This window comes from Burkholderia sp. LA-2-3-30-S1-D2, assembly GCF_001523915.2.
In the GTDB taxonomy this organism is placed as follows: Bacteria; Pseudomonadota; Gammaproteobacteria; order Burkholderiales; family Burkholderiaceae; genus Burkholderia; species Burkholderia diffusa.
In genome coordinates, this window is sequence record NZ_CP013384.1 from 2173825 (window position 1) to 2189381 (window position 15557).

17 protein-coding genes and 1 pseudogene are annotated in these 15557 nt (G+C 66.4%); 8 read left to right on the top strand and 10 right to left on the bottom strand.

From position 1 onward, the window contains the following. Positions 1 to 2 precede the first annotated feature (2 nt). Together WS66_RS22955 and WS66_RS22960 are read right to left on the bottom strand one after the other, a co-directional pair. Positions 3 to 194: pseudogene (locus tag WS66_RS22955) on the bottom strand (hypothetical protein); the annotation flags it as partial. Positions 195 to 262: 68 nt separating this feature from the next. After that, positions 263 to 868, bottom strand: coding sequence for a CDP-alcohol phosphatidyltransferase family protein (locus tag WS66_RS22960; RefSeq protein WP_059606443.1), 606 nt, complete (start codon positions 866 to 868; stop codon positions 263 to 265). Positions 869 to 1097: 229 nt separating this feature from the next. Here WS66_RS22960 and WS66_RS34475 point away from each other — a divergent pair, with 229 nt between their 5' ends. The 3 genes from WS66_RS34475 to WS66_RS22975 are packed head-to-tail and all read left to right on the top strand — an operon-like array spanning position 1098 to position 2917. After that, a complete protein-coding gene (locus tag WS66_RS34475; RefSeq protein WP_236872946.1) occupies positions 1098 to 1322 on the top strand; it encodes a hypothetical protein in 225 nt (74 codons plus the stop codon). Then, on the top strand, positions 1319 to 1951 hold the full coding sequence (locus WS66_RS22970; RefSeq protein ID WP_059606597.1) for a lysophospholipid acyltransferase family protein: 633 nt from the start codon (positions 1319 to 1321) through the stop codon (positions 1949 to 1951). The genes WS66_RS34475 and WS66_RS22970 overlap by 4 nt, the downstream gene beginning before the upstream one ends. 36 nt (positions 1952 to 1987) lie before the next feature. Continuing rightward, positions 1988 to 2917 (top strand): phosphatidate cytidylyltransferase, encoded by a 930-nt coding sequence (locus WS66_RS22975; protein ID WP_059606441.1) that lies wholly within the window; start codon positions 1988 to 1990, stop codon positions 2915 to 2917. Positions 2918 to 3021: 104 nt separating this feature from the next. On the opposite strand, the gene WS66_RS22980 is transcribed toward WS66_RS22975, so the two are convergent. Further along, the gene (locus tag WS66_RS22980; RefSeq protein WP_059606439.1) at positions 3022 to 3606 is read right to left on the bottom strand and encodes a flavin reductase family protein; all 585 of its coding nucleotides are present in this window, start codon (positions 3604 to 3606) and stop codon (positions 3022 to 3024) included. Positions 3607 to 4040: 434 nt separating this feature from the next. On the opposite strand from WS66_RS22980, the gene WS66_RS22985 reads away from it, so the two are divergent. Beyond that, positions 4041 to 5201 carry a porin gene (locus WS66_RS22985; protein WP_059606437.1) on the top strand — a complete coding sequence of 387 codons (1161 nt, stop codon included), beginning with the start codon at positions 4041 to 4043 and terminating at the stop codon, positions 5199 to 5201. Between the two features lie 416 nt (positions 5202 to 5617). Next, on the top strand, positions 5618 to 6832 hold the full coding sequence (locus WS66_RS22990) for a lytic transglycosylase domain-containing protein (RefSeq protein WP_059606435.1): 1215 nt from the start codon (positions 5618 to 5620) through the stop codon (positions 6830 to 6832). 21 nt (positions 6833 to 6853) lie between these two features. Here the strand turns inward: WS66_RS22990 and WS66_RS22995 are convergent, their stop codons facing one another. Further along, positions 6854 to 7189 carry a hypothetical protein gene (locus tag WS66_RS22995; RefSeq protein WP_059606433.1) on the bottom strand — a complete coding sequence of 112 codons (336 nt, stop codon included), beginning with the start codon at positions 7187 to 7189 and terminating at the stop codon, positions 6854 to 6856. 273 nt (positions 7190 to 7462) lie between these two features. Next, positions 7463 to 8209, bottom strand: a complete 747-nt coding sequence (locus WS66_RS23000) for a MipA/OmpV family protein (RefSeq protein WP_059606431.1) — start codon at positions 8207 to 8209, stop codon at positions 7463 to 7465. A gap of 246 nt (positions 8210 to 8455) precedes the next feature. Here WS66_RS23000 and WS66_RS23005 point away from each other — a divergent pair, with 246 nt between their 5' ends. Both WS66_RS23005 and WS66_RS23010 read left to right on the top strand, forming a co-directional pair. Then, entirely contained in the window at positions 8456 to 9181 is a 726-nt protein-coding gene (locus WS66_RS23005) for a response regulator (protein WP_059606429.1), read from the top strand. Next, entirely contained in the window at positions 9182 to 10552 is a 1371-nt protein-coding gene (locus WS66_RS23010; protein ID WP_059606428.1) for an ATP-binding protein, read from the top strand. Positions 10553 to 10577: 25 nt separating this feature from the next. Here WS66_RS23010 and WS66_RS23015 read toward each other — a convergent pair whose 3' ends face one another. From WS66_RS23015 to WS66_RS23025, 3 genes are all read right to left on the bottom strand, one after another. Continuing rightward, positions 10578 to 11015, bottom strand: coding sequence for a nuclear transport factor 2 family protein (locus WS66_RS23015; protein ID WP_059606426.1), 438 nt, complete (start codon positions 11013 to 11015; stop codon positions 10578 to 10580). A 91-nt stretch (positions 11016 to 11106) separates the two neighbouring features. Next, on the bottom strand, positions 11107 to 12087 hold the full coding sequence (locus WS66_RS23020) for an NADPH:quinone oxidoreductase family protein (RefSeq protein ID WP_059606595.1): 981 nt from the start codon (positions 12085 to 12087) through the stop codon (positions 11107 to 11109). 126 nt (positions 12088 to 12213) lie between these two features. After that, positions 12214 to 14043, bottom strand: coding sequence for an acyl-CoA dehydrogenase (locus WS66_RS23025; protein WP_059606593.1), 1830 nt, complete (start codon positions 14041 to 14043; stop codon positions 12214 to 12216). 536 nt (positions 14044 to 14579) lie between these two features. Here WS66_RS23025 and WS66_RS33765 point away from each other — a divergent pair. Further along, a complete protein-coding gene (locus WS66_RS33765) occupies positions 14580 to 14831 on the top strand; it encodes a hypothetical protein (protein ID WP_159086573.1) in 252 nt (83 codons plus the stop codon). 5 nt (positions 14832 to 14836) lie between these two features. Here WS66_RS33765 and WS66_RS33770 read toward each other — a convergent pair whose 3' ends face one another. Together WS66_RS33770 and WS66_RS23030 are read right to left on the bottom strand one after the other, a co-directional pair. Further along, entirely contained in the window at positions 14837 to 15271 is a 435-nt protein-coding gene (locus WS66_RS33770; protein ID WP_159086574.1) for a hypothetical protein, read from the bottom strand. Beyond that, positions 15268 to 15534 carry a hypothetical protein gene (locus WS66_RS23030; protein ID WP_159086575.1) on the bottom strand — a complete coding sequence of 89 codons (267 nt, stop codon included), beginning with the start codon at positions 15532 to 15534 and terminating at the stop codon, positions 15268 to 15270. The genes WS66_RS33770 and WS66_RS23030 overlap by 4 nt, the downstream gene beginning before the upstream one ends. Positions 15535 to 15557: the final 23 nt, after the last annotated feature.

Genomic DNA, 15557 nt, shown 5'->3' on the forward strand with positions numbered 1-15557 from the left:
CACGCGAAGAACGCGAAGTCCGGCAGGTCGAGCGCGTCGACGACGTGCGCGACGCGCGCAGAATGTTCGTGGCCGCGATGCAGCAGCACGCTCGCACCACGGCAGCGCGGACCCGTCGCGGGCCCGTGACGATAGAGCGGCGTTTCGCCGTCGCGTGTGATGAAGTCGGCCTCGCGGGCCGCGCTTGCGTTCATGCGGTCTCGCTCGTTTCGTTATTCGAATCATGCGGCGCCGCCCTCCGGCGCCGGTCCCACTACCGCCGTCAGCCGCCCGCTTCGGCGATCCCGGCCTGCACGCGCCGCACCACCGTCACGATCGACAGCACGATCAGCACACGCCACAGCCACGCGGCGACGCTGCCGACCGGCAGACCGAAACCGATCCACAGCGCGAACGCGCCGAGCGCGAGCGCGCGGTCGCTCTTGCCGAACGGGCCGTCGTAGCGGCGGGTCGCGCCGGCGAGCGGGCCGATCAGCCCCGCGCATTCGACGATGACCGCCGTCAGCGCGAACAGCCAGACGTCCGCCGCAGCGAACGCGGGAATCGCGAGAAACGGCAGCACGAGCGCGACGTCGGACACGACGTCGCCGAGCTCGTTCAGGTAAGCGCCGAGCGTGCTCTTCTGCCCGTGCTCGCGGGCGAGCATGCCGTCGATCGCGTTGAGCGCCATCCGCACGAACAGCCAGATCGGGATCAGCAGGAACAGCACGCGGGCGAACACGCCAAGCCCCGCGAGCGCGCCGACGACGATCGAGCCGCCGGCCGCGAACAGCGTGACCTGGTTGGCCGTGACGCCGCGTTCGGCAAGCGAATCCGCGAACGGACGCAGACGATTCTGGAATTTCGGTTTGAGTGCGTAGAGGCTCATCGTTTTATTGGTTCTTTGCGTTCGGACACGTTTGCGGCCCGGCCCCGGGCAGCGCACCCGTCGGTGGCGGCTTTCGACAGGTGGGCGTAATCGTCGCCGAGCGGTCCCCACGCGTCAAGCCGCACCCCGCTCCGTGCCGCGCCGGGCAATCTGGTGTTTTCGACGGAAACTCGCGATAATCCGCTGGCCCGTGAGCGCAGCAATTCATTCGAACTGTGGCCGGGCGCGCGTGCAACAGCCGATTATCACGCCGTCGAACGGCGAATTCGCCGCGACGCAATACCCGCCGGTGCATCGTCCGATTATCGCGGCCCTGCAACAGGCAGCCACGAATTTGAAAAAACTTAAACAAGGGCCGACCGGCGCGCATCCTGCCGCACCGGCATTCCGGGATTCCGCCTGCCGCGCACGCGCGGCCGCGCGGGCATGCATGCAGGAGGCGCGGCGCCGATGAACATCCTGAACGTCTGGCAGCGCGATTTCCTGCTGTCGATCGTGCGGCTCGTCGCCGGTGCGTATCCGGTCTGGCATCAGGCGCCGCCTTCCCCGACGCAGAAGATCTACTTCTCGAACCATACGAGCCACATCGACACGCTCGCGATCCTCGCCGCGCTGCCGCGCGACGTGCGCGCGGTCGTGCGGCCCGTCGCCGCGCGCGACTACTGGGACAGCAGCAACGTGAAGCGTCACATCGCGCAGAAGCTGCTGAATGTCGTGCTGATCGACCGTCACCGCGAAAGCGGCGGCGACCCGCTGGACCCGGTGCGCGATGCACTACGGCAAGGCCACTCGATCATCATCTTTCCGGAAGGCACGCGCGGCGCCGAAGTCTTGCCGCAGCCGTTCAAGAGCGGCCTGTTCCATCTCGCGACCGAGTTTCCGGAGGTCGCGCTCGCGCCGGTCTATCTCGAGAACCTGCAGCGCATCATGCCGAAGGGCGCGATCTGGCCCGTGCCGCTGATCTGCAAGGTGCACTTCGGTGCGAACGAGGCGCTCGGCGCCGGCGAATACAAGCCGACCTTCCTCGCCCGCATGCGCGACGCGATCGTCGCGCTCGCGCCGCCGCAGCGGCCGGCCGGCTGAACGCGGCGCCCCTCTCTCCCTTTTCCGGACCTCTCCATGCGAACTCTCTTCTGGGAACTGGTCGCAGGCGTCACCGGCGTGCTGGTGCTCGCGACCGTGATCGGCGCGATCCTCGGCGCGCGCAGCGGCGGCACCAGCGCGACCATCGTCAACCTGAACCAGCGCATCCGCGCGTGGTGGGCGATGATCGCGATCATGGTCATCGCGATCGGCCTCGGCAACAACGTCACGTATCTGGTGTTCGCGCTGCTGTCGTACCTGACGCTGCGCGAATTCATCACGCTCACGCCGACGACCGCAAGCGACCACACGACGCTCTTCATTGCGTTCTTCATTGCGATTCCGGTGCAGTACCTGCTGCTCGGGATCAACTGGTACGGGATGTATTCGATCTTCGTGCCGGTGCACCTGTTCTTCGCGATGTCGCTGGTGTCGGCACTCACGCAGGACACGCGGGAATTCCTGAGCCGCAACGCGAAGATCAACTGGGCGCTGATGGTGTGCGTGTACGGGTTGAGCCATGCGCCGGCCGTGCTGATCCTCGACATCCCGCGCTACGCCGGGCAGAACGCGCTGCTGCTGTTCTTCTTCCTGTTCGTCGTGCAGATCAGCGACGTGCTGCAATACGTCGTCGGCAAGTTGTTCGGACGCCGCAAGATCGCGCCGCAGCTGTCGCCGTCGAAGACGATCGAGGGCTTCATCGGCGGCGGGCTGCTGGCCACGCTGTGCGGTGCATCGCTGTATCGCGTGACGCCGTTCAGCTTCGGCGCGGCGTTCGGGATCTCGCTCGCGATCGTGATCGCGGGCTTCGTCGGCGGGCTCGTGCTGTCGGCCGTGAAGCGCTCGCTCGGCACCAAGGACTGGGGCTCGATGATCGCAGGCCATGGCGGGATGCTCGATCGCGTCGATTCGATCTGCTTCGCCGCGCCGGTGTTCTTCCACCTCGTGCGCTACGCGTACGTGTGATGCGCGGGCGGCGCAACGCCGCCCGGTTCCGATTGCTGCACGCTCGATCTCGCGCACGTCGTCGTCGACGCCGCGCTGGACGCGGCCGGCTGCCCGCCCGACGCCTACTCTGCGGCCGGATCGACGTGCAGCGATTCGCCGATCGCATAAAAGTTGCCGCCCGCGATGTAGTGCAGGCTGCGCAGCGCCGGATCGGCCGATTCGAAATACCAGTGGCCGTCGCGGAACACCCGCGTGTCGGACCACGCCGCGACCACCTCCCCGATGAACAGGTCGTAGGTCTGCTGGTTGTGCGGCTCGGGAACCAGCCTGCACGCGAGCCAGCCCGAGCAGCCGGCGACGAACGGCAGGTCGTGGCCTTCGACGTCGAACAACGTGACGCCCGCCTCGCGCAGCTTGTCCGGCCGCTCCGCGAGACTGTGGCTGCCCACCGCATGCGTGAGCTGCAGCTGCGCGGCCGTCGGCACCTGGATGACGAACGTCCCGCTGCGCTCGACGAGCTCACGCGTCTTCGCCGACTTGTCGAGCACGACCGTCAGCTTCGGCGGCAGGAAGTCGAGCGCGCAGGCCCATGCGGCGGCCATCACGTTGTCGACGCCGTCATGACGGGCCGACACGAGCACGGTCGGGCCATGGTTGAGAAGACGGTAGGCTTTCTTCAGCTCCACCGGAGCGATGTGAGTGTCCATGCGGGTTCCCTGGTGAGCGGCACGACGCGTGCCGGCCGAAGGCCGCATTCTCGCACCCGATGCCAATTGCCGCTGACGGTGAGCGCGCCGCATCACGCTCGCGCGATGCGCGCCATAACACACCCCGGTCTGCATCACGCGATTCAATTCATTAAATAATCAATTGATGAATCGACGACGAATGCGTCGCCATCGAAATTCGACCGAAAATCGCGCGGAATTATCACGAATCCGGCAATGCACCAATCGCCCCACCCTGAAATTCAGATCGATTGATGCACAGTTCTCAATAATGTGAATCTCTCAATGGACCTTGCCGCAGCATGTGCATGTCTGCTTTACGTCACATCGAAGAATTTCATTTTTGCCGTTCGTCGGCGGCTCGGTAGTCTCCTGCCCATCCGGTTCAAGCAAGCCAATCGCAAGGAGATGAAATGAAACGCACGACCCTCTCGCTGATTTCGCTCGCATCGTTCGCGGCGATGCCCGCCGCGCATGCGCAGTCGAGCGTCACGCTGTACGGCGTGATCGACACGTCGATCACGTACGTGAATCACGCGCAGGGTAAGGACAATGCATGGATGCTCGGCAACAGCAGCGCGGGCAATCTTGCCGGCAGCCGCTGGGGCGTGAAGGGCACCGAGGATCTCGGCGGCGGGCTGAAGGCGCTATTCCAGCTCGAGAGCGGCTTCGACCCGAGCAGCGGCCAGCAGGGCCAGGGCGGCCGCCTGTTCGGCCGGCAGGCGTTCGTCGGGCTGTCGAGCGACCGCTACGGGACGCTCACGTTCGGCCGCCAGTACGATCCGCTCGTCGACCTCGTGCAGGGCATCACCGCCGACAACTATCTCGGCAGCGTGTTCGCGACGCCGGGCGACGTCGACAACTACGACAACAGCTTCCGCGTCGACAACGCGGTGAAGTACACGTCGGCCGTGTATTCGGGCCTGCAGTTCTCGGCGATGTACTCGTTCGGAGGCATCGCCGGCAGCACCGGCGCCGCGCAGTCGTATTCGGCTGCCGTGTCGTACAACAATGGCCCGTTCAGCGTCGCGGGCGGCTACTTCCACGCGACCAACAGCCCCGCGTCGAACGGGCTGCGCAACGGCTGGACCAGCTCGTCGGACGGCACCTTCGACGGCCCGATCAACACCGGCTATGCGAGCGCGCACTCGATCGGCATCGCCCGCATCGCGGGCCAGTACGTCGCCGGCCCGTTCACGTTCGGCCTCGGCTACAGCAACGCGCAATACCGCCGCGACGCGAGCTCGGTGTTCAACTCGAACGAGCACTACAACACCGGCCATGGCTTCGTGAACTACCAGGCGACCAATGCGCTGCTCGTCGGCGTCGGCTACAGCTATACGCGCTCGGGCGGCGATACGTCGGCGACCTATCACCAGGTGTCCGCCGGCGCGGACTACAACCTGTCGAAGCGCACCGACGTGTACCTGACCGCCGCGTACCAGCACGCGAGCGGCCATACGGGCGACGGCAACGGCGGGGCGATGGCCGCGCAGGCGTCGATCGGTTCGTACGGCTATGCGGGCACCAGCTCGCAGACTATGGTCAACCTGGGCCTGCGTCACCGCTTCTGATCGACGATGGCCGGTTGCGCGGCATCGCGTGGCCGGTCGATCGGTACCGAACGGGGATCGAGAAATCACCGACACGGCGGCTGCGGCCGCCGTCGTCGCTTCTACGGCCCGCGCAGCGCCGGATGCGCCTCTCGTCATCCGCTTCGCTGCGCCATTCACTGCCGCCTTCGCGGCGCATCTGACGCGTGGCGTCAGTATTGCGACTGCGCGCGCCTGCCGGCATGCGCGCGATTGCAGTCTTTTTTACCGATTCCGTCCTGTCGCGCGTCGATACCGGCGCGAACGAAAATGCGCGACACATGCGCCGGCAAATGCAAAGGAAAGTTTGACGCGAGCCATTTGACTGCGCGCTATGGCACACTTCGCGTCTGCGTAATTTCCTTGCACCGGGCGGCCGGATTCCGCCCCATCCTGCCATGCCGCGTCAGACTGCCCGTTCGATCAGCCACGCCACGCCGAAGATCGCCGCGACGATCGCGCTGTCGTGCGCGCTGCACGGATTCGCGCGTGCCGACTGTCTCGACGACGCGGCCACGTTCCAGAAGGTGAGCGTGAGCCTGCTGCGCGGCATCGCGCAGGTCGAATCGGGAATGAACCCGAATGCCGTCAACACCAACACGAACGGCACCGTCGACATCGGGCTGATGCAGATCAACAGCACGTGGCTGCCGACGCTCGCGCGCGAAGGCATCTCGCGGGAAAGCCTGTTCGATGCGTGCACCAACGCGTACGTCGGCGCGTGGATCCTGTCGCAGAACATCCGACAGCTCGGCGCCAACTGGAACGCGATCGGCGCGTACAACTCCGCGTCGCCCGACAAGCGCCTCACGTATGCCCGCAAGGTCTATGATGCAATCCGGACCATGCCGGATTCGCCGGATACTCCCATGCCCATCCTGCCACCCTCTTTCACGCCGCCGCAGCAGGTGCAGGCGTACAACCCGTTCGCGAGCCTGAGCGTGTCGGCACCGCCGGTCGCGCGTGCCCGCACGCTCGCGCCGGCCGCCCCGCCGCCGCAGCCGCAAGGCGGGCCCGCCGGCCCGGCCGGCACGTACAACTTCGGCTGGACGGTCACGGGTGCCGACCAGGCCAAGCCGACCCAGGTGTTCGACGACGGCGCGCGAATCTACGTGCAGTTCAGCGACATGAAGCACGTGCCGGCGATCTTCACCGAGACGTCGTCGGGCCGCGTGCTGATGTCGTGGGAGCTGCAGTTCCCGTATGCCGTTCTGACGCGTCCCGCGCAAACGTTAATCTTCCAGCTCGGGCCGTTCGAGGCGCGCGCGCAGCGCGGTGCGGCAGGGGCGACTGCGCAGGCAGGGGCTGGGGCGGGAGCGGCAGCGGGAACGCCGCGTTCAGGCGCGACGGCGGCAACGGCTGCCGCGGCACCGACCGTGAAGCACACTGCCAATGCGCTCTGGTATATCGATACGGCGTCGACGTCGGGATCGGCGGCGACCTCGAGTACGGCAAATACCTCGACGGCATCGACCACGTCGCAGACGCCCGCGACGTGGCCCACCGCAGTGACGTCGAACACGCCGCCCCCCGTCGCGACACCTCAGGCGCCGGCCGCGACGAAGCCGGCTGCACGCGTCAGCACCGACGCGCTCTGGTATATCTCGAAGTAACGCACGCACCGCCCAGCCACATCACCCGCGCCGCACCCAGATCACCTTGCCGTCGCGAATGCCAAGGTCGCGGCGCTCCGGGCGATAGTCCATCGTGCCCGGCAACGACTGGCCGTCGCGCTCGAGCACGCGCCACAGGCAGCCGTCGAGCAGCGCGGCCGCCTCGCCCTCCGTCTTGCCGATCAGCGCATCGTCCGGCGCGGCGTCCGCTTTGCATGCGTTCACGGTGCCCGACGGAGCCGGGTTCGTCACTGCGCCGCCGGCGGTGGCGTTGCGGTGTTTCGTGTTCATGTCCGCACATCCTGCGAAGGTTGCGCTCGCAACGAGTGCCACGAGCATCGCGATCGTTCTCTTCATCGGTATCTCCCTGTCGCGGCCCGGCGATTCACATGCGGCATTCGTGCAAGGCCGGGTATTGCTTGCGTGATCGGCGCCGCGCGCCGCCGGCCCTATCCTGACGGATAGCAGCCGGCGAATGGCGGCGATGCACGACGCGGTCGAGCCGTTCAGGCGCACCGGCGTCGCAGGCCCGGCGCGACGCCGGACCCGCCCGCATGTTACCGCACGCGGTTCGCGGCGACGGCCCGACACCGGCGCGTCATGTCCGGCACGCGCGCGCCGGCCACCCGTTCAAAACCTGTAGGTCGCGCCGGCCATCCCGTAGTAGTTGCTGCGCGACTGGACGATCGGGCTGTCGCCATAGCGCCCGAGCAGGCGCGTCACGCCGCCCGTCGCGACGACCGACCAGTGCCGCGACAGGTTCCAGTGCCACGCGACCGACATCGTCGCGCTGTCGATCCCGCCGCTCGTCGAATATGGCCGGAAGCGGCTCGCCATCGACTGCGCGTCGGTCACGCCGTAGAACGTCTGCGTGTAGCGTCCGGTCCCGGCATGCACGCTGCCCGTCACGACGATCTCGTGCCGCGCGGTCTTGAACACAGGCACCGCGAGGTCGACATGCCCCGACACGCCGCGCGACGTATGCGTCACCGGGGTGTCGACCGACACGCTCAGCTCCGCCGCATCGAACAGCGTCAGCCCTGCCCGCACGCCGACGAGCACCGAGCCGGGAATCCGACCCATCCCCTTCAGGTAGTCCGAACCGGGCAGGTCGAAGCGGTTCTCGTCCGCGCGGCCCGCGTCGTAGCTCACCGCCGCCGACACGAACGCGCCGTGCGGGAGGTCCAGCCGATAGCCGGCGCCCGCGGTGCTGTCGATAAAGAAGCCGTTGCCGAACTTCGCGGAAAACCCCGGCGCGACGACGCCGCGATACTGGTTGCTCCCCTGGTAGCGCGGCGCGAACCCGCCACCGAGCGAAAGCGAATACTGGTTTTCCGCATGAGCGGCGGCGGCAAGGGTCAGGCCGGCAAGCGGCACGCAATAACGGGAGCGGCGAAGAGTTGGGCGCACAATATTGAAATAAGAGTGACGGAGCCCGAAGTCTAGGTGCCGCCGTGCGCCGGGACTGTCCGGAATCTGCGGGGAATCTGTGCTCAATTGTGTTCGATTGTTCGCGATTGTCGCCTTGCTGCCCAGGCCGCCGGAACGCCGGATAGAATTCGCGTGCCGCGCCGCGCGCCCGCCTGCCGGGATGCGGGACGACGCGCGCGCATCGAGGAGACCATGTACGACAATCCGCTCAAATACCGTGTACTGCTGATCGAGGACGACGACCGCCTCGCGCAGCTCGTGCGCGAATACCTCGACAACTACGAATTCGCGGTGACGGTCGTGCGACGCGGCGACCTGGCGGTCGCGGCGGTGCGCGAACACCAGCCCGCGCTCGTGATCCTCGACCTGATGCTGCCGAACCTCGACGGGATGGAAGTGTGCCGGCGCATTCGCGCGTTCACCAACGTCCCGGTGCTGATTCTCACCGCGCGCGCGGACGTCTACGATCAGGTCGCGGGCCTCGAAACCGGCGCCGACGACTACGTGACGAAGCCGATCGAGCCGCGGGTGCTGGTGGCGCGCGCCCGCGCGCTGCTGCGCCGCGCGCAGCCGGCCGCGACGGACAGGCCCGCTGCCGCGCCCGAAGCGCTGGTATTCGGAGAACTGACGATCTCGCCGCCGAACCGCACCGTCACATGGCGCGGCGATCCTGTCGACCTGAAGACGGCCGAGTTCAACCTGCTGCTGATCCTCGCGCGCGCGGCCGGCACCGTGCTGAGCCGCGACGACATCCTGAAGCAGTTGCGCGGAATCGAGTTCGACGGGCTCGACCGCTCGGTCGATTCCGGCATCTCGAAGCTGCGCCGCCGCTTCGAGGATGCGTCGTCGGAGCCGCACAAGATCAAGACGATCTGGGGCCGCGGCTACCTCTTCAGCCCTTCCGCGTGGGACGAATAAATGCTGCGCCCGTTGATCAGGCTGTACCTCATCGTGATCCTGTGCGTCGCCGGATCGATCGCGTTCATCCAGTTCTCGTTCGACCGGATCTTCTATGATCGCGTCGCGCAGGCGCAGCGCGATTCGCTGACGACCTACGCGTTCGTGCTGAACGATTATCTGGAGCGTCATCCGGGCGCGCAGCGCATGCTCGCGCTGCGCGAACTCGCGAAGCACGGCAACGAAGGATTCGGCTTCATGACGATGGCCGACGCCCGCGCGCAGTTGAGCGGCACACCGCTGCGCGATCTCGACGCGGGCCGGATCGCGATCAGCTACGACGCCAAGGATTACTACATGCCGCTCGCGGACGGCTCCGTGCTGCATGCGCGCCCGACCGAGGCGGCCGATCTCGACATCAAGATCTACGCGTACCTGCTGCTCGCGCTCGCCGCGCTGTTGGCCGTGGTGCTGTGGATCTCGTATCACTGGCGCGACCTGCGCAAGCTGCAGGCCGCCGCGCACGCGTTCGGCGCGGGCAAGCTGTCGACGCGCGTGAAGCTGTCCGGGCGATCGAACATCTACGAGCTGTCGCAGCAGTTCAACGACATGGCCGAGCGGATCGAGGCGTCGATCAAGCAGCAGCGCGAAATGATGCATGGCATCTCGCATGAGCTGAAGACGCCGCTCGCGCGCCTCGAATTCGGGCTCGCGCTGCTCGCCGAATCCGACGAGAGCGGGCGGATGCGCGAACGCCGCGACGAACTTCGACGCGACGTGCGCGAACTCGACGGTCTCGTGACCGAGCTGCTGACGATCGGGCGGCTCGAACAAGGCGCAAGCGAGCTCGCGCCGATGGACGTCGTCGTCGATGCGCTGATCGACAGCGTGGCCGGCAACGTCGCGAACGACGTCGCCGACCGCGGCCTCACCCTCGGCGTGTCGACGAGCGGCGCCCCTGCCTCGCACGTGTGCGATCCGAAGCTCGTCGCACGCGCGCTGCTGAACCTGATCCGCAACGGCGCACGTTATGCGTCGCGCACCGTCCTGCTGTCCGCGACGCACGATGCGTCCGGCGCGCTGGTGCTGAGCGTCGACGACGACGGTCCCGGCATTCCGGTCGCCGAACGCGCGCGCGTGTTCGAACCGTTCCAGCGGCTCGACTCGAGCCGCGACCGGCAGACCGGCGGGTTCGGGCTCGGGCTCGCGATCGTGCGACGCGTCGCGCTCGTGCACGGCGGCGACGTGCGGCTCGAGGATTCGCCGCTCGGCGGCGCACGCTTCGTGATTATTCTGCCGCCGCGGGCGTTGCCGGACTTCCTCGGCGACGCACCGGAGAATACGGCACGTGGCCGAGCCGGCCGCGCATCGTCCATTTCACTGCGTCAATGAATGCACGCGGGGCGTCGCCGCCCCCTCACCCGCCGCTCCTGAACGCCGGCAGCTGCTGCCCGAGCCGTGCACCCATCTCCGCGCCGAGCGCCTGCAGCGCGTTGAACGGACGGATCATCACCTCGAATTCGACGATCCGTCCGTCGGCGTCGAAGCGGATCATGTCGATCCCCTTCAGCCGCTTGTCGCCGACCGTCGCACTGAATTCCAGCACGACGCTCGTGCCGTCGTCGTCGGCGAACGCGCGGTGATATTCGAAGTTCTCGAGGATCGTGAGCACCGTGCGCAGCGCGAGCAACAGTGCGGGCGCCGGCCCGTACGGCTTGAACGCCATCGGCGAACGGAACACGGCATCCGGATGGACGATCGTGTCGAGCGCGCTGAAATCCTTGCGCGCGAGCATCGCGTGCCACGCAGCAAGCGAGGCCGCGACGGCGGGCTGCAGATTCGACAGGGATTGCATGGTCAGCGACTCCGGTAACGTTACACGAAAGAACCTCGATCGAAGGCGATGCCCGGTCGGGCCACCGCCGCGTGAACCGGCACCGGCGTGATCACGCGTCCGGCAGGATCACGACCTTGCCCTTGACCTGCCGGTTCGCCATGCGCGCAATGGCGTCGGCCGCACCCGCGAGCGGCACGCGCTCGGTGATCGCGGGCCGCACCTTGCCGGCCGCGAACCATTGCGCGAGCTGGCGCATGTTCGCCGCATGCTGCGCCGGGTCGCGCCGCACCGCATCGCCCCAGAACACGCCCAGGATGTCGCGCTCCTTGAGCAGTGCAAGGTTCAGCGCGATCTTCGGAATTTCGCCGGCTGCGAAACCGACCACGAGGAACCGGCCGCGCCACGCGGTCGCGCGCAGCGCGGCCTCGCTGTACGCGCCGCCGACCGGATCGTAGACGACGTCCGCGCCGCGTCCGCCGGTCAGTTCGTCGACGCGGCGCCGCAGGTCCTCGGTCGCATAGTCGATCGTGTCGTCGGCGCCGGCTTCTCGGCATAGCGCCAGTTTGTCCGCGCTCGACGCGGCCGCGATCACGCGCGCGCCCAGCGCCTTCGCGATCTCGATCGCGGCGAGCCCGACACCGCCGCCCGCGCCCAGCACCAGCAGCGTCTCGCCCTGCTGCAGGCGCGCGCGCTGCTGCAGCGCATGCAGCGACGTGCCATACGCCAGCACGAGCGCCGCGCCCTGCTCGAACGTCATCCCCGGCGGCAGCGCCGCGATCTGGTGCACGTCGGCCACGCACTGCGCGGCGAAGCCGCCGTGGCCGGTGAACGCGACCACCTCGTCGCCCGGCCGCCAGGCGCTCACGCCGTCGCCGACCGCGTCGATCACGCCGGCGAATTCGGCGCCGGGCGAGAACGGCAATGCCGGCTTCACCTGATACAGCCCCTGGACGATCAGCGCATCGGGGAAATTGAGCGACGCCGCCTTCACGCGAATCCGCACCTGACCAGCGGCCGGTTCGGGAATCGCGACGTCCTCGATACGCAAGCGGTCGATCGGGCCGAATGCGGTACACAACAGCGCTTTCATGCTCTCCATTCTCCTTGCGCGACATCGCCGCGCATCGATACGGCAGCGGGACGCGCCCGCGCGACCGGCGCGCGGCGCAGGCCAGACGGCCCGCACCGCGGCACCTTCATCCGTGCGGCGCGACGCTCAGAACCACGCGTCGCGCATGTCGAGCGTCGTCGTATCGACGCTCGCCAGCAGGTCGAGCTGCGCATCCACCTTCGGCAGTTCCCAGCGAAAGAAGTATCGCGCGGCGGCTCGCTTGCCGTCGTGAAAATCGTCATCGCGTCCGCGCGCGGCGAGCGTCACGTCGAGCCACAGCCACGCGACAACCAGATGACCGAACGCCTCCAGATAGACGCTCGCATTCGCGAGCCGCACCTGCGGATCGCCGAGCGCGGCCAATGCGCGCGTGACGTCGACGAGCCGTGCCCAGCGCGGCGCCAGCGCATCGGCATGCGCGCGCGTATCGCCATCCGCCGCCCGCGCGCGTTCGAGCGTCGTTTCGACACGTGCATCGAGCGTGCGCAGCAGCGCGCCGTCGTCCTGACCGACCTTGCGGCCCAGCAGGTCGAGCGCCTGGATGCCGTGCGTGCCTTCGTGGATCGGGTTCAGGCGGTTGTCGCGATAGAGCCGCTCGACCGGATAGTCGCGCGTATAGCCATATCCGCCGTGCACCTGGATCGCGAGATCGTTGGCCGCGAGACACCACTGCGACGGCCAGCTTTTCGCGATCGGCGTCAGGATGTCGAGCAGGCGCGCGGCCTCGGCGCGCACCGTTGCATCGCCGTGCGCGCGCGCTTCGTCGACGAGCCGCGCGCAGTACAGGATCAGCGCGAGCCCGCCTTCGACGTACGCCTTCTGCGCGAGCAGCATGCGCCGCACGTCCGGGTGCGCGCAGATCGGCGTCTGCGGCGCCGCCGCGTCCTTGCCGGCCGGTCCCAGCGGACGCCCCTGCGGCCGGTTGCGCGCATAGTCGAGCGCATGCAGGTAACCGGTGTAGCCGAGCGCCACCGCACCCGCGCCGACGCCGATGCGCGCCTCGTTCATCATGTGGAACATGTAAGCGAGGCCGTGATTGGGCTCGCCGACCAGATAGCCGATCGCACCGGCGCGCCCCTGCGGACGATGGCGCGTGCCTTCGCCGAAGTTCAGCAGGCAGTTGGTCGTGCCGCGATAGCCCATCTTGTGATTCAGGCCCGCAAGCACCACGTCGTTGTGCTCGCCGTGAGCGGCACCGTCCTCGGCCGGCAGATACCTGGGGACGATGAACAGCGAGATGCCGCGCGTGCCGGGCAGCAGCTGCCCCTGTTCGTCGGGAATCTTCGCGAGCACGAGGTGAACGATGTTCTCCGCCAGTTCGTGCTCGCCACCCGAAATCCACATCTTGTTGCCGGTGATCCGGTAGCGCGGGCCGAGCGGCGACGCGCGCTCGAAGTCGGCACGCGTGACGATGTCCGACAGCGACGAACCGGCCTGCGGCTCGGACAGGCACATCGTGCCGAAGAAGCGCCCTTCCAGCTCGGGACGCGCGAACGCGTCGATCTGCGCGGGGCTGCCGTGCGCGAGCAGCAGGTTCGCGTTCGCGACGGTGAGGAACGGATACGCGGCGGTCGCGATGTTCGCGGCCTGGAAGAACAGGAACGATGCGGCTTCGAGGAGTTTCGGCAGCCGCATCCCGCCGAATGCTTCGTCCTGGCCCGCGGCGATCAGGCCGGCGTCGGCGAAGGCACGCACCGCCGGCTCGACCTCGGGAATCAGCGTCACGCGCTCGCCGTCGAACCGCGGCTCCTCGCGGTCGCCGCGCGCCGCGTGCGGCGCGAACAGGTCCACCGCGATTCGCTCGCTGGTGTCGAGCACCGCATCGAACGTCTCGCGGCTGTGCTCCGCATAGCGCGGCAGCGCGGCGAGCGCATCCGCATCGAGCCAGTCGTACAGCAGGAACGCGAGATCGCGTCGCGACATCAGCAGGCTCATCGCGACGCCCTCCACGCGGCCCGCACGCCCCGCTCGGTCCGCGGGAGCTCGATCGATGCATGCTCCATCACGTCTGTCTCCTGTCGGGCGACGCGCCGGCGCGCCCGTTGGCGCCGGTTGCCGGAACCGGATGATTAGGTCGGTGACTGCAAATGCTGGCGGGAATTTAGCACGGTCGTTCTAAAACGACAATGGCGAGTCACCCCGACAGCGAACCGAGGCGATGGCGGCGTGCGAAGGTCGGTCGATGTGGGGCTGTCCCGGCACTTGATCCTTCGAAGCGCAACGCTCTTGCAGCCTTCCAATTGCTTGCCGAATCCGGATTCGGCCTCGGGAAAGACTGGAACGGAAATTGGGCCAGCCTCAAAGTTGCCGATTAAACCGATCAGCGGAATCAGCAGACTGGGGGAGCATCCCATCAACGATTACGCAATGAACACCCACATGAGGAGCACTTTTTCGGTAGCAGATCGACATAAGGAATCAACCGACCACGCGGAATAGCATTGCAGCATGGACAGCGATAAAATACGCCGATGATCACTACCAGCGACACTACAAAGAAAAGCACAAATACTGCTGAAACCCACTGGTATTTAAGTGGAAGCATCTTAAAAGCAGGAAACGCAACAAACCCACCAATCAAGATGACAAAAATCAAAATTCTCACCCTATTAAAACCATTAATCATATTTTTTATTCTCCATTATCCCTATCTCCTCTTATATCGGCAACGAGCTTCGCACTCTTTGCCAGCGCGTATTCATCCGGGTGAAGTTGCCGATTAAACCGGTCAGTTGCCCGAGATAGCGCTAGAGTGTCTGCGCGCCACTCCCCGACCGTTCCAAACGGAAATCACGCCAGCAATCGAGAGGCTACAAGTCAACACGGGATACGGGCCGGGTTGTGCTGCGAAAGCCAATGCAGCAATGCCTGTGTTGATCAGGAATATGGTCAATGCGATACGCCAGACCAGCCTTGTACAGCAATTCAGGCATCGAGCAAGCAACACGTAGCCGACCACGAAACATAGAACGTTGACAACGGCATAAGTGGTCGTCGAGATCTGCTGCATTGTCGAGGCTTGTGGAGCAATGCCAAGTGGAACAGCACCGCTTTCCGTCATCAGCGCAACAACCACCTGGAGGACCGCGAAAATGTAAAGTGCAACTTGAGCGACCGCGAAATGGTCTTTGGCCACGCTTTCGTTCGACCATACTTCGCTCATTTCCGCGCCCCTTCGTCTTCTTTGTCCGATTCGTAGCTTTCACGCGCCTTCTTGTAGCTGTTGTCGAACGGCTTGATCTTCAACATGTGTGCCTGAGAGGCGTATCCACCTAGCGCCGCCACAACGATGCCTAGCATGAAGATACATGTAGATGTAGCCGCATCAAGGCCATGTAGCGCCGAACCGACAGTCATTCCGATGCCCGCAACTACGAGCATCCCTCGGACCCATTCCTTTAAATTCCCATCTTCGATTAGCTTCACCTAACTCACCTATTGATCTGGTT